Here is a 17,286-nt window from a genome sequence, read left to right on the forward strand (position 1 = left end):
CCGTGCATCAGACCCCCCACGTTCCGTCTCCCCGACAGCACCCCGCCGACCTCCCCCAAACGGGGCACCCGGCCGCCACCGCCCTCGCCCCGGCTTCCTCCGCCCAGCAGCGCCTGTGGTTCCTCGGCCAGCTCCCGGGCGGGAACGAGGCGTACAACGAACCTGTCGCCTACACCCTTCGCGGCCCCCTCGACACGGACGTCCTGCGGCGCGCCCTCGACGCGCTCGTCGTCAGGCAGCAGGCACTGCGCACCAGGCTCGTGGCCGTCGACGGCGAGGTGTACCAGCACATCGGTCCGCCGGAGACCGGGTTCGCCCTCACGGCGGACGATCTCACCGGGCTGCCGGACTCCGCGGCCCGCCTCCTCGACCTGCGTCTCCAGGAAGCCTCGGCCCCGTTCGACCTGGCGCGCGGCCCCCTCTGCCGCGGCCGTCTCATCGCCTTGGCCGAGGACCACCACGTCCTGCTGCTGACGATCCATCACACCATTTTCGACGGCTGGTCCATGGCCGTGCTGCTGCGCGAACTCGGCGTTCTCTACTCGGCTTTTCTGCATGGTGAGCCCTCACCGCTGGCGCCGCTCCCGAGGCAGTACGCCGACCACGCCCGCGCCCAACGGGAGAGTGTCCTGGCGGGCGAGCTCGCCGAGAAGGCCGACTTCTGGCGCGGGCAACTGGCCGACGCCCCGCCGCTGTCCGGCCCCCTCACCGACCGGCCGCGCCCCGCCCAGCAGGATCTGCGGGGCGGCCGGGTGGAGTTCAGCCTCGACGCCGAACTCACGGCGAACCTCAAGGCGTTGGCCCGACTGCACGGCGGCTCGCTGTTCGCCTCCGTCCTCACCGGCTGGTCGCTGTTGATGTCCCGGCTCAGCGGCCGTACCGACGTGGTCGTGGGTACACCCACGGCGAACCGGCGCCACGAGGACGTGTCGGACATCATCGGCTTCTTCGTCAACACCCTGCCCCTGCGGACCGACTTCTCCCGCACGGCGACGGCCGGCGAGGCCCTCGCGCACGTGCGAGGCGTACTGCGCGACGCACTCCACCATCAGGACGTGCCCTTCGAGCGCATCGTCGAACTCGTCAACCCGGTCCGCAGCGCCGCCCACACGCCGCTGTTCCAGACGATGTGCGCCTGGGTGCCCGAGCGGTCCGGACTGCTGGAACTGACCGGCCTGGACGTCACCGCGCTCGACATTCCGCACGCTCCGGCGAAGTTCGACCTCGCGCTGGCGCTGACCGAGTCCGGGGGCCGTGTCGTCGGCGAGGTGGACTACGCGTCGGCACTGTTCGACGAGGACACCGTGCGGCGGTACGTGCGTCAGCTGCGGCATCTGCTCACCGACATGGTGGCCCGGCCCGAGGCGCCCGTCGGCTCGCTGAGGCTGATGGACGACGAGGAACGGCGGCTGCTGCTCACCGACCTCGCCACCGGCGAACCGCTCCCGGGCGAGGCCTCGTCCCGTACGGGCGGACTGATCGGCCGGTTCGACGAGCAGGTCGCGGCCCGCCCCACGCGGACCGCCCTGGTGTGCGGCGACGAGCGGCTCGACTACGCCACCCTGGCCGGGCGGGCGGGTCGTCTCGCCCGTGCGCTCGCCGACCAGGGCGTGGGCCCCGGCGCCGTCGTCGGACTGCACACCGGGCGTTCCGTCGAGCTCGTGGTGGGCGTCCTGGGCATCCTGAGGACGGGGGCCGCGTATCTGCCGCTCGACCCGGCCCAGCCGCCCGCACGGCTCGCCGCGATGGTCGAGGACGCGGCCCCCGCCCTGGTGCTGAGCGATCTGCCCGGCTCCGAGAGGCCTGCCGCGTGGCTCTTTCTGGCGACGGTCGAGGCGTCGGCGGACAACGATGTCCCGCCCGTGCCGGTCCCGGACGACGAGCGGGTGGCCTACGTGCTCTACACGTCCGGCTCGACCGGCCGCCCCAAGGGCGTGGCCGTCACCCAGCGCAGTGTCCTCAACCTGTTCGACAACTGGGTGGCGCGGATGGGCTCGACGCCGGGAGAGGCCACCTCCGCGTGGTCGAGCGTCGGCTTCGACGCCTCCGTCCACGAGTTGCTGCTGCCGCTGACGACGGGCGCCGAACTCCATCTCGTACCGGAGGAGTTGCGCGGTGACCCGGAGGAACTGATGGGGTGGATGCGTCAGCACCGCGTCGTGCAGGCGTTCCTGCCGCCCTCCTACATTCGCTGGATCGACGAGGAGCCCGCCAAGCGGCTCGACGGGCTCGCGCTGCGCCAGCTGCTGACCGGTGTGGAGTCCCTGCCGGAGGCCGCGCTGCACCGCATGCGGGAGCACCTGCCGGGTCTCAAGGTCTGCTTCGGCTACGGGCCGACCGAGGCCACCCTGTACAGCACGGCGTACTACGACCCGCAGCCGCTCGACCGGCAGTGCCCCATCGGACGCCCCCTCGCCGGCACCCGGATGTACCTCCTCGACGAGCGGATGGAGCCGGTCCCGGTCGGTGTCGCCGGAGAGGTGTACCTCGGCGGCGCGAGCCTCGCGGCCGGCTACCTGCACCGCCCCGACCTGACCACCGAGCGGTTCCTGCCCGACCCGTTCCTCCCCGGCGAACGCGTCTACCGCACGGGGGACCTCGCCAAGCGGCTGCCCGACGGCAACGCCGTCTACGTGGGGCGCGTCGACGACCAGGTGAAACTGCGCGGCTTCCGTATCGAACCGGCCGAGATCGAGGCCGCGTTGCTCGCCCGGCCGGGGGTGCGCGAGGCGGCCGTGGTGGCCGACCGGGACACCGGCCCCGAACCCCGGCTGGTGGCGGCGGTGGCCGTCGGCGACGCGCCCGCCCGGCCCTCGCACGAGTGGCGCGCCGCCCTGGCGGACCGGCTGCCGGACTACATGATCCCCGCGGTCGTCGTCGAGCTGCCCGTCCTGCCGCTGAGCCGTAACGGGAAACTGGACCGCGCGGCCCTGCTCCGCGAGGCGGCGGAGACCGACACCGGCCAGGTGAACACCCACAGTCCGCGCGACCACATAGAGTTGACGCTCCATCAGATATGGCGGGGCATTCTCCTCGGCCCCGACTTCGGCATCCGGGACAGCTTCTTCGACATCGGGGGCACCAGTCTGTCGGCCATCAAGATGGCCCACGGCATCCGCGAATCACTCGGCGCCACGCTCCCCGTCCGCGATCTCATGCTCCACCCGACGATCGAAGGGCTCGGCGGCCTCATCCGCCAGGGCCGTTCGGGGACACCGCCGAGCAACCTCATCGAGTTCCGGCAGGGCGGCACCGGCGGAAACGTCGTGTGTGTACACCCCGCGGGCGGCACCGCGTTCTGCTACCTCCCCCTGGCCGGAACACTGCCCACGGACGTCGGCCTGTACGGGATCCAGTCCCCCGGGGTCAATCCCGGCGAGGCGTTCCTGCCCGGCGTCGAGGCGATGGCCGAGGCCTATCTGCGGCTCATCGAACCGTTCGACGACGGCCCGCTCGTCCTCACCGGGCTCTCCTACGGCGGACTGGTCGCGCACGAGATGGGCCGCCGGCTGGCGGACGCGGGCCGCACCGATGTGAGTGTCGTGCTGCTGGACACCCAGGCCACCGAGGACGACGCCGTGCGCGCCGCTGCCACCGAGCCGGTGGACCGTGCCGAGTTCCGGGACAAGCTCGTGAAGTTCAACGGCATGTATCCGGGGATCGACGACGAGCAGATCGAGCAGTACTTCCGGATCTACAACCACAACCGTATGACGGCCGGTGACCACCTGCCGGCGTCTTCGGCGGCCCGCCTCGTCCTGGTCCAGGCCGTGGGCGGTACCACCACCGACCCGGCGTCCCTGCCCGAGGTACGCGACTTCTGGCGGCGCCGAGCGAAGGGCGGCTACCGGGTCGAACCGCTGGACTGCGACCACTGGGAGGTGCTGGAGAGCGGCACTTCGCCGCGGGTGTCCGCCGTCCTCGCGGCCGAACTCGCCGCGCTCTCCGCTGCGCCCGCCCCCGCCGTCACCGAGGAGGCGTGATGTCCGACTCCCCCGTGTCCGGCCCGCTGCTGGCCGATGCCGTCCTCGGCCGTGCCCGTCTGACCCCCGACGCCCTCGCCGTGCTGGACGGTGATCACAGCCTCGACTACGCGGCGCTCGACGCCGCCTCCCTCCGCGTGGCACAAGGTCTGCGGGCACACGGAATCCGTGCCGGGCAGGCCGTCGCGGTCTGCCTGCCGCGGTCCTGGCAGCTGGTGTGCGTCATGCTCGGCATCCGTCGCGCCGGAGCCACCGTGGTCCCTCTCGACGCACAGAGCCCCGCCGAACGCCGCCGCCACATCCTCGACGACTCGGCCGCCGTGGCCCTGGTCCACGACGGCACGGGGACCGCGCTCGGCGACGGCCCCGGCCTCCTGCTGGACGCCGCCGACCTCCTCGCCGCCCCACTCGAAGAGGACGCACGCCCGGACACGAGCCCGAACTCGGATCCGAACTCGGATCCGAACTCGGTTACGGACACGAACTCGGGCATGGGGCCCCTCGGCGAGATCACGCCCGCGACGGACGCGGCGACTTCGTTCCTCTTCTACACCTCGGGCACCACGGGCCGCCCCAAGGGCGTCGAGGTCAAGGACGCCGGGATCCTGCGTCTGGCCGACCCCGGCTTCCTCTCCCCCACCGCGGGCGCACGGTACGCGAGCCTCTCCAACCCGGCCTTCGACGCCCTGAGTTACGAGGTCTGGGTACCGCTGCTGACCGGCGGGACCTGTGTCGTCCTGAGCGACGAACAGGTCCAGAGCCCTCACTTGCTCGCCGAGGTTCTGCGGACCCGGCGGATCGACGCCCTGTTCGTCACCGCGGCGCTGTTCAACGCCGTCACCGACAGCGCGCCGCACTGCTTCGACTCCGTCGGCCATGTCCTGATCGGCGGCGAGCAGCTCAACGCCACCCGCATCAGACGCTGGTACCTGGACAACCCCGACACCACGACGCGCCTGGTCAACGCCTACGGGCCCACCGAGTCCTCGACCTTCGCCCTGCACCACCCCGTGCCCCGTGACTTCGACGGCGACACCGTTCCCGTGGGCCGCCCCCTGCCCGCCACCGACGCTCTGCTGGTCGCCGACGGCTCACGTGCCACGGAGGCGGAGGAGATCGGTGAACTGTATCTGTCCGGGGCCGGATTGGCGACGGGCTACCGTAACCTGCCCGAGGAGACGGCACACCGCTTCGTGACGCTGCCGTGGCACGACTCGGGCCGCGCCGTCTGGTACCGCACCGGTGACCTCGCCCGTCGTGACACCGCGGGACTTCTCACCTTCGTCGGACGGGCGGACCGCCAGGTGAAGGTGCGCGGCTTCCGCATCGAGCCCGGCGAGGTCGAGCAGCAGCTCACCACGCACCCCGCCGTCCGCCAGGCCCGCGTCAGCACCCTGCGCGACGTGGACGGCGCCCATGAGCTCCTGGCCTACCTGGTGCTGGGTGCCGACCTCGCGTACGACGAGTACGAACGCCATCTGACGGCCACCCTGCCTTCGTACATGCGCCCGCACCGCACCCACCTCGTGGACGCCTTGCCGCTCAACGCCAACGGCAAGGTCGACGACGCCGCCCTGCTGGCCTCCGCGACACCGGCGTGGCGCCGTGCCCCGGCCCCGGCCCCGGCCTTGGACTCGGCGTCGGCGTCGGCGTCGGCGTCGGACGCGGTCGTCGAGGTGACCGACGCGCAGCGCGAGGTGCTGGAGATGGCCGGAAGCATCCTGGGGGTGCCCGGTCTGCGGCCCGACGACCACTGGATCCCCAACGGCGGCGACTCCCTCAAAGCGCTTCGCCTACGCTTTCTGATCCGGCGCCGCTGGAACGTGGAGGTGCCGCAGACACTCGTACTGCGGCAGGACTTCGCCGCCCTGACCGAAGCCATCGTCTCCGGCTCCTCCGGCGCAGGGCAGGCGTCGCCGATCCACCCGCCGGTGCCCGAGCCGAGCGGACACCGATCCGCGCCGGCCACGTCCGAGCAGCAGCGCCTGTGGCTCCTCGACCGGAGCGACCCGGACAGCCGCGCGTACGACGTTCCGCTCGCCTTCCATCTCGAAGGAACCGTCGACGAGGGCGCCCTGCGCGCCGCACTCACCCGCCTGGTGGCCGAACATCCCGCGCTGCGCACCGCGTTCCGGTCCACCGTGGAGGGTCTTCTCCAGGAGGTCGGCGCCCCCTTCGACCCCTGGGAGCCGACCGACATCCTCGACGGTGAGGGCTGGGAGCCGGCGGCGCGGCGGTTCTTCGCCACGCCCTTCGACCTCGCCGCGGCGCGGATGCTGCGGGCAGGCCTGCTGCGCACGTCCGAGGGTCCGGTCCTCCTGCTCCACCTGCACCACATCGCCGTCGACGGCTGGTCCCTGAACGTCCTCTTCCGCGGCCTCGCCGGATTCACCGCACAAGCGGCCGACGCCGGTCAGGAGGAGGGTCCACGGCTCACACCGGCCGATTTCGCCCTGTGGCAGCGGCGTTGGCACCTGGAACCCTCCTACGACGAGCAGCGATCGGCACTGCGCCGCCACTACGCGGCCCTGGGTCCGTCCTCACCCCCGCCCGCCCCGGCGGGCACCACCGACAACGGGGCCCGGCTGCTCACCGCGTCCGTCGACCTCGTACGACGCTCCCGTCTCGACCGCCTCGGGGCGGAACTCGGGCTCACCCGTTTCCAGCTCCTCCTGGCCGCCTTCTCCTGGAGCCTGTACGGCGTGACGGGACAGACCCGGCCACTCGTCGCCAGTCCCGTCTCGGGCCGGCCGGTCGGCGAATTCGCCTCCACCGTCGGCATGTTCGCCAACACCGTGCTGCTGCCGCTGCGGCTCCAGCCAGGTGACGGCCTGCGCCGGCAGCTCGGCCGGCAGGCCCCCGAGGTCCAGCAGATCCTGGACCGGCAGGACGTGACGCTCGCCGACGTGCTGACCGACCACGACTTCGGTGGCGGCCCGCTCTTCGACTTCATGTTCGTCCTGGAGAACACGGACTTCGGCGCGCTGTCGCTGCCGGGATGCCGGGTGCGCCCCGCCTGGCCGCAACCCGTCCACACCAAGTGCGCGCTCACGCTCTCCGTCGTCGAGCGGGACTCCGGCTTCGACTGCCTGTGGGAGTACGAGGCCGGGCGCTTCGACGCCGAGGTGGTGGAGTCCGCACATCAGCTCTTCGAGCGAGCGATCGATCTGCTCACCGGTGAGGAGGCCGAAGACGGGGGCGAGGACGGAGGTGAGGACGGGATCGGGAGCCAGGTCCAAGGCGAGGACCGGGTCGAAGGGCGGGGCGAGGACCGGTTCAAGGGGCAGGACGAGGTCCGGGCCGAGGGCCGGAGCGAGCGCACCCTTGCGGCCCTCGTGGCGCCCTATCGCCGCACGCTCCCCGACCCTGGACAAGGGCTGCGGAGCACGCCCGCGTTCACCACCGTGGCCGAGGGCTTCGCCCAGCAGGTGCGCCGAACTCCGCACGCACCGGCCCTGACCACGGACGGCCGCACCTTCACGTACGAGCAACTGGACCTCCAGGCACGGGCGTTGGCGGCCGAGTTGGCGGCCCGGCACCCGTTGCCGTCCGATCCCGGGGCGCCCGCCCGGGTCGCGCTGCACCTCACGCCGTCGGCGGAGCACGTGGTGGCTCTCCTCGCCGCCGCTCAGCTCAACCTCACCGTCGTACCACTCGATCCCGCCTACCCGCCCGCCCTGCTGCGCCGAGTCCTGCGCGATGCCGCCCCGTTGTGCGTCCTGACCGCGGCCGGGGCGGCGGCGGACGTGGACGCGATCGCGCCGCCGGAGCTGCCCCGGCACCCGATCGACCTGTCCGCCGCCGCGCCCGACGCGCAGCGACCGGCTCCCCACGCGGGACTGCGGTCGCTCTACACGCTGTTCACCTCGGGCTCGACCGGCACGCCCAAGGGTGTCGACGTGCCGGACCTGACTCTGTGCAACCTGCTGCACTGGCAGACCGAGTCAGGCGGTCTCGGCGAGGCCGCGGTCACCCAGCAGTTCTCGATGCTGTCCTTCGACGTCTCCTTCCAGGAAATCTTCACCACGCTGTGCTCGGGCGGGCGCCTGCACCTCGTACGCCCCGAGTGGCGGCAGGATCTGCCGGCCCTGCTCGACCAACTGGAGCAGGAAGGCGTCGAGCGGCTGTTCCTGCCCTGCGTGGCGCTGCAGCTGCTGGCCGAGCACGCCGTCCACCTGGGGCGGTTCCCCTCCCGGCTGCGTGAGGTGGTCACCGCCGGCGAGCAGCTCATGTGCACCGACGCCATCCGCCGCTGGTTCACCGGTCTGACGGACGCCCGTCTGTTCAACCACTACGGGCCCACGGAGACCCATGTCGTCAGCGGCCTGTGCCTCGACGGCGACCCGATGCTGTGGCCCACGCGCCCGGCCATCGGGCACCCGGTCGCCAACGCGGTCCTGCGTGTGGTCGACGGCGGCGACGAACCGCTCCCGCCGGGCGCTGTCGGCCAACTGCTGATCGGCGGCCGGATGGCCTCGCCCTGCTATCTCGGGAACGAGGAGCTCAACCGTTCCAGGTTCACCGAGCTGCCCGGTCAGGGAACGTTCTACCGCAGCGGCGACCTGGCGCACTTCGACGCCGACGGGCTGCTGCACTTCGACGGCAGGGACGACGACCAGGTCAAGATCAGCGGTCACCGGCTGGAGCTGGGCCACCTGGAGGCCGCCCTTCTGCGTCACCCTTCGGTCATCGGCGCCTTGGTGGCCCGCGACGGCGATTCCCTCGTCGCCCTGCTGCAGTGCCGTGGTGACGACCCGGATCTGCACGACCTCAACGCGCATCTCGCCGGGCAGTTGCCGCCCTTCGCCCGCATTCGCACCTTCCGCAGGGTGGAGGCGCTGCCGCGCACCCCGAGCGGCAAGCTCGACCGCCGCGCGGTCGCCGCACAGGGGCGTGAACTCGGGCGTGAAGTCGCGCGTGAACGAGGGGCTGAGCTGAGGTCCGAGCCGAGGCCCGAGCTGGGGCGTGAGCTGCGGGGTCCGGAGGTCACGGGACCCGCCGTGTCCGTACGCGAAGCCCGGTTGTGCGAGCTGTTCGCCGAGGTCACGGGCAAGAGGGTGCTGCCGGACCAGCGGTTCTTCGACGCGGGCGCCGGCAGTCTGGATCTGATGCGCTTCCAGTTGCGCTGCGGTGTCGACCTGGGTCTCTCCTTCACGGTCGCGGACCTCTTCGAGCACGTGACCGTGCGCAGCCTGAGCCGGTTCCTCGACTCGTCCGGCCCGGTTGCGGCGGCCACCGCACATGCCCCGGCCGAGCGGAGCAGCGGCGCGGCCCGGCGGGACAGCGGCCCGGACGAACCGATCGCCGTCATCGGGATGGCCGTACGGCTGCCCGGCGCCCCGGACCTGGCGTCGTTCTGGCGCATGGTCGAGGCAGGAGAGCGCGGCATCGAGCACTTCCCGGCGCCCGAGGGACGCGTGGGCGCCCGCAGTCAGATGGACGGCCTGCTGGCCTTCGACCCCCACCACTTCGGCATCAGCCCGCAGGAAGCACGGCTGATGGACCCCCAGCAGCGGCACCTGCTGATGAGCTGTGTCGAGGCGCTGGCCCACGCGGGCATCGCCGACCCCGCCGACAGCCGCGTCGGCCTGATAGCGGGCTGCGGCGAGAACACGTACTTCCAGTCCATGCTGCGCGAGGCGGACCCCGCCGCGCTCCCGGACGGCTTCCGTCTGGCCCTGCACCACGACAAGGACTTCCTCGCCACCAAGGCGGCGTACCACCTGAATCTGACCGGACCCGCCTTCACCGTCCAGGCGGCCTGTGCCAGCTCCCTCGTGGGGGTGCACATCGCTGCCGGACTGCTGCGGCAGGGCGAGGCCGATGTCATGCTCGCCGGTGGAGTGCTGGTCGACACGCTGCTGACGGACGGGTACACCTACCGGCCGCAGCACATCTTCTCGCCGGACGGCCACTGCCGGCCCTTCAGCGACGACGCCGCGGGGACCGTCGGGGCGAGTGGTGTCGGTGTCGTGGTGCTCAAGCCGTTGAGCCTCGCCGAGCGCGACGGCGACACCGTCTACGCGGTCATCACCGGGTCCGCCCTCAACAACGACGGCGCGGCGAAGCTCGGTTACAGCGCGCCTTCCGTGTCCGGGCAGCGCGAGGTCATCCGCACCGCGCTGCGCCGCAGCGGCCGCACGGGCAACGACATCGGATACGTCGAGGCGCACGGCACCGGCACCCGCCTGGGCGACCCCGTGGAGGTCGGCGCACTGCGGCAGGCTCTCGACCTGCCCGACTCCGCCTCGTGCGCCCTGTCGTCCGTGAAGAGCCAGATCGGTCATCTGGGTGCCGCCGCGGGCATCGTCGGCCTCGTCCGCGCGGCACTCGCCGTCCACCACGGGGTGATCCCGCCGAACGTCGACTTCCGGCGTCCCAATCCGGAGTTCGGCGCCGATCTGGGGCCCTTCCGCATACCGACGAGCGCGCAGCCCTGGCCGACGACGGGTCCGCGCGTCGCCGCCGTCAGCAGTTTCGGCATCGGCGGCACCAACGCCCACCTGATTCTGGAGCACCACGCGGGCACCGCACCGGCGCGGACCCCGTCGCACACGGATCGGAGCGTCCACACCGGCCGCCTGGTGCTGTCCGGCAGCAGCGAGCAAGCCCTGCGTACGGACGCCCGTCGAGTCGCCGACCACCTGACCGCCGCCCCGCAGAGCTACGCACAGGTCCTTCGCCATCTTCAGGTCGGGCGGCCGACACGGACGCACCGGGTCGCTGCCGTCTGCCCGGACGCCCGGACGGCCGTGGCATGGCTGCGCACCGTCGCGGACGGGACGGAGCGTGCGACGGCCGCCGCATCCGGTGCGGGCGCCACACCGGAACCGGAAAGGGCACTGTCCGAGCAGGCGGTGTCCGGGCAGTCACTGCCTGAGTCGGCTCTGCGCGAGCCGGCCGGTCCGGGCGGCGATCCGCTGCCGGGTCCGCACTCCGCTCCCCCTCCCTGGGACTTCCCGCCGCCCGCCTTCGCCCTCACCGACCACGACTTTCCCCGCGCCGCCCGGCAGCCCGAGCGCGGTACGGCAGTCGGCTCCGCCGCCGGCACACCATCGGTACGGGTGCCGGTGCGGATGCCGGAGGACGAGTGGCTGCATCAGACCGAGTGGACTCGCATGCGACGGGCCGTCCCGTACACGGGGTCCCTGTCCGGGCGCCCGGTCGTGGTCGTCACCGACGGGGCCTCGACCCCGGTCGACTGGAAGGCCCTGCACTCCGCGCACAGCCGGGTCGTCCACGTGACGACCGGGACCGCGTACGCCAGGTCGGGCACCGACCGGTACGAGGTCGATCCCGGCGACCCCGCCTCGCTGACCCGTCTGCTCCAGGACGTCGGTCACGACGCTCCCGACGGATTCGAGTGGCTCCACGCGCTCCCTCTCACCGTCGAAGGCACCGTCGGCGAAAGGTCGTTGGAGGCCGCGCGACGCGTCTGCCTCGACCACACGGCCGCTCTGTGCCAGGCCGTGGCGGGCCTGCCGTCCGGCGCGCGTCCGCGCGTATGGTGGCTGTCCCACGGTGCGCAACCCGTGACGGGCGATGTATCACGCCCCGAACTGGGCCTGCTGGCCGCCGCGGTGGAGGTGCCGCGTCAGGAACTCGGCCTGGACACACACTGGATCGACCTGCCGGACGCCGACCCGTCCGACTGGGCCTCTCTGCTGCCGCTCGTCCTCGCCGAACCGCCCACGGCGACCGCCCCGGAACGCCGTATCGCCCTGCGCCGGGGCTACTGGTGGCGGCCGGTCGCCCGGCCCGTACCGCGCCCCCTCCCCCATGCCTCGGCCGGGCTCATGGAGGGGGACGGCACCCACCTCGTCCTCGGTGGCACCGGTGGAATCGGAACCGGCATCGCCACCTGGCTGCTCGAACACACCGACGGGCGGGTGGTGTTGCTCGCCCGCCACCCCCAACTGCCGGCCGCGCTCGCCCAGTGGTCCGACCGTGTGACCCTCGTGGCGGCCGACCTCGCCGAGGAACCCGTCGACGGCCTCGTGGAACGCCTCGCACCCCATACCGGCCGCCTCCACGGTGTCGTGCACGCCCTGGGCAGCGCGTCCGGGGCCCTCCTGATCCGCCGCGACAGTGAGACCATGCGCGACGCCGGCCGGGCGAAACTGAACGCCGCCCTGCTCACCGAGCGGCTGATCGCCCGCCACCGACCTCGCTACGCCGTCTACTGCTCCTCCCTGTCGGCCCTCTTCGGCGGAGTCGGCCAGTTCGACTATGCGGCCGCGAACGGTGTGCTCGACGCCTTCGCCCAGCACACCGGCGAGGCGTCCTCGGCGACCGTACGGCTCAGCGTCGGCTGGGACGTGTGGCGGGACGCCGGCATGGCTCGCGGCGCCCTCGTGACCGACGCACGCCATCAGGCACATCTGCGGACGGGACTGTCGACAGCCGAGGGACTGCGCGTCTTCGCCGACGCCGTGGAACTCCAGTTGCCGCACGTGCTCGTGTCCACCACACCGCTGGAGACCTCCCGGTACTTCTACGAGCCCGATCCCGCGCTCCATCCCCAGCCCCAGGCCACCCGGGAACCGGTCGGCGCCGCGGAGCCGTCCGGCGTCACGACGGCGTCCCCCGACGTCACCGAACTGGTGGAGGCGGCAAGGGAGTTGCTCGGCACGGAGACACTGGACCCGGCGGCGTCCCTGTACGACCTGGGCGCGGACTCCCTCACTCTGCTCGACCTGCTCTCAGAGGTGAAGCGGCAGTACGGGGTCGACATCGAACTCTCCCGCCTCAGCCACCAGGTGAGCGTCAACGATCTCCTCGCGCACATCGACCGCCCCACGCAGGCCGAGGAACCCGCCGACGACCCGGTGACCATCGAGACCTGGCAGACCGGCGACGACCAGGACGTCCTGTGCGTGATCCACCCGGTCGGCGGCGACATCCAGGCCTACCGGCCGCTGGTCTCCGCGCTGGACGCGCACACCACGGTCTGCCTCGTCCCCGACCCCGCCCTGCACGATCCCCACCTGCCGCAGTGGTCGGTCGCCGAGCGCGCCGACCGCTACCTGGCCGCGCTGCGCGCCCGTTTTCCGGGACCGAAGACCCGGCTGAGGCTCGCGGGCTGGTCGTTCGGCGCGCTGGTCGCCCACTCCATGGCCGCGACCGCCGAAGCTGCGGGCCGCCCGGTGGACCGGCTGTACCTCCTGGACCCGCCCGCGCCGCACACCCCGCCGCTGTCCGACAGCCTTGGCTCGGACGGTTCAGATGGTTCGGACAGTTCGCACGAGCTGGACGAGAACGCCCTGCGCGCCGTCTTCGAGCACGAGCTGCGAGGCAACAAGAACCAGTCAGCAGCCCAATCACCATCGCCATCCCCGTCCACAGTTACAGCTACAGCTACAGCTACAGCTACAGCTACAGCTACAGCTACAGCTACAGCTACAGGACAGACCTACGCCGAGCGGCTCGCCCACTGCTGCCGGGCCAACATCTGCGCGATGACCGACCACACCGCACCCCGGCTGACCCGCACGCCCACCGCCCTGTGGCTGGCCACCGAGGTCACCGCCGGCCTGCCCCTCGCCCCGCCCGCGCCGACAGCCGCCGAGGAGTGGACGGCGCTGCTCCCGCGTCCCGCCCGCGTGCACCACGTACAGGCCACGCACTACGACATCGTCACCGGACGGCACGTCCAGGACATCGCCCGCGTGATCGACGCCGACCGGTGAAGCCGACCGGTGAACGGGAGCGCGAGGCCGTCACCGTCACGGACCGTTCCCCGCCCCCTCCCCGCCCACTCCGCGCAGTCCGCCCCTCACATCGGAGACACCCATGGACCAGTTCACCCTGGACGCCGTCGAACGCATCACGACAGCGCCCCGTGACACGTACGACAGCTTCACCGTCGATCCGCTGACACCGCTTCTCGGTGCGGAGATATCCGGCCTCGACCTCTCCGAGGAACTGACTCCGGTCCAGCAGAAGGACGTCCGTACGGCCTTCCTGACCCATCACGTCCTCGTCTTCCGCGACCAGCACCTCACCCCTGAGGACCACAAGCGGTTCGCCGCCCTGTTCGGGCCGCTGCACCTGGACTCCCTGCCCGAGGAGGGGGCCGACCCGTACATCCTCAAGGTCAGTGCGAACAAGGACTCCAAGGCCGTCGTCGGCAACGGCTGGCACGCCGACGGGACCGCCGACGCCGAGCCCTCCCTCGGCTCGATGCTCTACGTGACGGAGGTTCCGGAGATCGGCAGCGGAGGCGACACGCTCTTCGCCAACATGCACCTCGCCTACGACATGCTGTCCCCGGCGATGAAGACGTTCCTGGACGGACTGACCGCACTCCACGACGGGGCGCGCCCCTGGCTCACGACGGGGCAGATGCCCCCGGCGGAGTACGACGTGCCGCGCAACGAGCACCCGGTCGTGGTGCGCCACCCCGACACCGGACGCAAGCTCCTGTTCGTGAACGGCCCGTACACCTCGCAGATCACGCAGCTGGCCGCCACCGAGAGCAAGGCCGTCCTGGAGATGCTGTACGACCACGTCGCCCGGACGAACCTGCTGCACTGCCGGGTCCGCTGGCAGGCGAACACCCTGGTGTTCTGGGACAACCGCTGCGTCCAGCACCACGCCACCTGGGACTACTTCCCGTACTCCCGCTACGGGCAGCGCGTCGCCATCGACGGGACCCGGCCCGTGGCATGACCGGGGCGAGCACGTGCCAGGTCCGGAGACATCCCGCTCGTCTCCGGACCTGGCACGCGTACTCGGCGTACGCGGTATCAGGGCGCCCACGTCAGGGCGCCACATCAGGACACCGCGTCAAGACACCGCGTCAGGACACCACTGTCAGGGGCGCAGGTACCGGGTCAGCTGTTCCAGCAGGCGGGCGGCGTCCTGGAGGTTTCGGGCGGTGTCCGAGAAGTCCACGGCGAGCAGTTCCCCGGCGTCGGCGCCCCCTTCCTCGTCCGCCCCGGACAGGGGAGCGGGGATCCTCAGCCCTCGGTATCCCACCGGCTCCGCGTCCGCGCCCTGATGGTGGCCGACGAAGTCGCAGACGCCGGGAGCGGCGGTCGTGGCACCTCCGTCGAAGAAGCGCACCTCCTGCAACTGGGTCTCGTCCGCACCGTGGTTGTCGGTGATCCGCAGGCGGTAGTGCCGGTGGGCCTCGGAGCGGGCGAGCACGAACTCCCTGCTCCGGTAGCGCCCTTGGAAGGTCTCACCCTCGCGGGAGTCCAGCAGCGTCCAGGACCGGCCGTCGGGGGAACCCTCCAGGACCCAGTCCTCCGGGTCCCGTTCGGGGACGTCGTTGGCGGAGGTCAGGCTGTACGCGCTCAGCGCGACCGGAAGGTCGAAGGTGAAGCTCAGCTCAGGGTCCTGCTCGTGAGCGAGCCACTTGCCGCCCGACCTGATCAGGTTCTGCGCCACCTCGCCGAAGTCCGTGAACTCGTCGCTGGCCCACACCTGCGAGACCAGCTCGGTGACGTCACGCCGCTCGCCGGGTCCCGAGGGCCGTCCTGCCGCGACCGGGACCAGTACGGAGAGCGAGGTGGTCGCGCCACTGCGGTCGCTCCACGTCACGCGGTCCACCGGAGCGCCGCCGTCGTCGAGCAGCAGCCGGAGCCGGCCGGCGGGGCTCCACACACCGTCGTGCTCCTCCTCGGTGGTGAAGTGCTGCGCGGCGGATCCGGCGACGCGCCCGGTCTGGGGCAGCGGGCCGGTGAGGGTGCCGCGCAGTTCACCGAGGGAGCCGTCGGCGTCCCTGAAGTGGCCGTGGAACCCTGACAGATCCGAGCGGAACGCCACGGAGGACTCAGCCCCCGTGGTCCCGCGCCACGCCAGCCGGGTGACGGGGTGCCACTCCCCCGCCTTCTCCCGGGTCTCACTCCGGTCGATCCGGAAGCGCAGATCCGCCGCCGGCTGCCAGGCGGAGGCGCCGAGGCGGCGGCGCTCGGTGGCGAAGATCCAGCCGGATCGTTCACCGGCCCCGTACCCGGAAGCGCGCCGAGCCCGGCCGTCGTGCTGGGCGGAGTCCAGCGTGACGGTCCGCAGCCGGACCACGCCGTCGTCCTCGTCCTCGTCCTCGTCGGCGTTGTGTATCGCCAGGACGTTGGCGCCGGGCCGCAGCGCCGTGCCGGGTACGGTCAGCACGTACTCCCGTACGGTGTCGGGGCCTTCGTCGGTGGGCAGCTGGAAGCCCTTGACCACCGGTTCCCCGTTCACCGCGGCGTCGATCGGCGCGGCGGCGCCGAGCACCGACAGGCGCAGTACGGCTTCGGTGATCTCCTCCCCGTCCGGCACCATGAAGTCGACGTCGAGTCGACCACCGGACGCCACCACCACGTAGGACGGGGCGATCACGCATCGGTGCTGGCGGGCGACGGCGTTCGACAGCTTGGCGGGCCGGGTGGCGAAATCGGCGAAGACAGGGTCCATTGTGGTTCCTCACGATCGTCCAGGACACCGCGTCCGGCCGGGCGGCCGGGCAGTGCTCCATGTCGTTCCGGAGACTAGCGGCCGGCACTGACAACGAGCCCTGACCACAAGGCAGTTGGGGGCCACAGTGAGTGTCCGGGCCGTCACGGGACGGGCGGTGGCGGGGACCGCCGGAAGCGGTCCCCGCACGCCTTCGTCAGGAGGTGACCTGCTGCGTCAGCTTGCCTCTGCGCAGGGTGAGAACGCGGTCGGACTGAGCGGTCAGTTGCGCGGAGTGAGTGACGACGATCACGCACTTGCCCTGTTCGTGGGCGAGTTCGCGGAAGGTGTCGATGATGCCCTGGGCGGTGTCCTCGTCGAGGTTCCCTGTCGGTTCGTCGGCGAAGAGGATGTCGACGTCACAGGCGACCGCGCGGGCGATGGCGACGCGCTGCCGCTGTCCGCCGGAGAGCTGGAGGACGTTGCGGGTGGCCATGGCCTTGTCCAGGCCGACGTGCTCAAGGAGTTGCAGGGCCCGTGCCCTGCGGCTTCCTGTCGTGGGTTTGACTCCGGTGATCTCCATGGCTGTGGTGACGTTCTGGAGCGCGGTCATGTAGGTGAGGAGGTTGTACTCCTGGAAGATCGTGGCGGCGTGCTTGTTGCGGTAGCGGCCCAGGCCGAGCTTCGTCAGGTCCTGGCCGTCGAAGGTGACGGTGCCCTTGGTGGGTGTGTCCAGGCCGCTGGCGAGGCTGAGCAGGGTGGTCTTGCCGCTGCCCGAGGGGCCCAGGATCGTGTAGAACACGCCGCGTTCGAAGGAGCAGTCGATGTTCTTCAGGACGGTGGTCATGCGGCGCTGGCCGGAGTAGGTGTGGCTGATGCCGTCGAGTCGCAGGACGGGACCGGTCGCGGTGACGTGGCTCAT

Annotated in this window: 5 protein-coding genes; 3 read left to right on the forward strand and 2 right to left on the reverse strand. The window is 71.7% G+C overall.

Annotation, left to right across the window (positions count from 1 at the left end; translation table 11 throughout):
• The first annotated feature begins 2 nt into the window (after nucleotides 1–2).
• The 3 genes from OHS59_RS02760 to OHS59_RS02770 all read left to right on the forward strand — a co-directional run bounded on the left by OHS59_RS02760 (nucleotide 3) and on the right by OHS59_RS02770 (nucleotide 14,654).
• A complete protein-coding gene (locus OHS59_RS02760; RefSeq protein WP_328491766.1) occupies nucleotides 3–3,983 on the forward strand; it encodes a non-ribosomal peptide synthetase in 3,981 nt (1,326 codons plus the stop codon).
• A complete protein-coding gene (locus OHS59_RS02765; protein WP_328491767.1) occupies nucleotides 3,983–13,672 on the forward strand; it encodes a non-ribosomal peptide synthetase in 9,690 nt (3,229 codons plus the stop codon). Before OHS59_RS02760 ends, OHS59_RS02765 begins: the two co-directional genes overlap by 1 nt.
• Before the next feature lie 103 nt (nucleotides 13,673–13,775).
• A complete protein-coding gene (locus OHS59_RS02770; protein WP_328491768.1) occupies nucleotides 13,776–14,654 on the forward strand; it encodes a TauD/TfdA dioxygenase family protein in 879 nt (292 codons plus the stop codon).
• Nucleotides 14,655–14,798: 144 nt separating this feature from the next.
• Here the strand turns inward: OHS59_RS02770 and OHS59_RS02775 are convergent, their stop codons facing one another.
• Both OHS59_RS02775 and OHS59_RS02780 read right to left on the reverse strand, forming a co-directional pair.
• Nucleotides 14,799–16,385 (reverse strand): alpha-1,2-mannosidase, encoded by a 1,587-nt coding sequence (locus OHS59_RS02775; RefSeq protein ID WP_328491769.1) that lies wholly within the window; start codon nucleotides 16,383–16,385, stop codon nucleotides 14,799–14,801.
• A 196-nt stretch (nucleotides 16,386–16,581) separates the two neighbouring features.
• Nucleotides 16,582–17,286 (reverse strand): ABC transporter ATP-binding protein, encoded by a 705-nt coding sequence (locus OHS59_RS02780; RefSeq protein ID WP_328491770.1) that lies wholly within the window; start codon nucleotides 17,284–17,286, stop codon nucleotides 16,582–16,584.

Source organism: Streptomyces sp. NBC_00414 (assembly GCF_036038375.1).
Classification (GTDB): Bacteria; Actinomycetota; Actinomycetes; order Streptomycetales; family Streptomycetaceae; genus Streptomyces.

Excerpts from the sequence above, each read along its gene's own strand:
- OHS59_RS02780 (WP_328491770.1), bottom strand. The coding sequence starts at position 17,286 with ATGAGCCACGTCACCGCGACCGGTCCCGTCCTGCGACTCGACGGCATC.
- OHS59_RS02775 (WP_328491769.1), bottom strand. The coding sequence starts at position 16,385 with ATGGACCCTGTCTTCGCCGATTTCGCCACCCGGCCCGCCAAGCTGTCG.
- OHS59_RS02765 (WP_328491767.1), top strand. The coding sequence starts at position 3,983 with ATGTCCGACTCCCCCGTGTCCGGCCCGCTGCTGGCCGATGCCGTCCTC.
- OHS59_RS02770 (WP_328491768.1), top strand. The coding sequence starts at position 13,776 with ATGGACCAGTTCACCCTGGACGCCGTCGAACGCATCACGACAGCGCCC.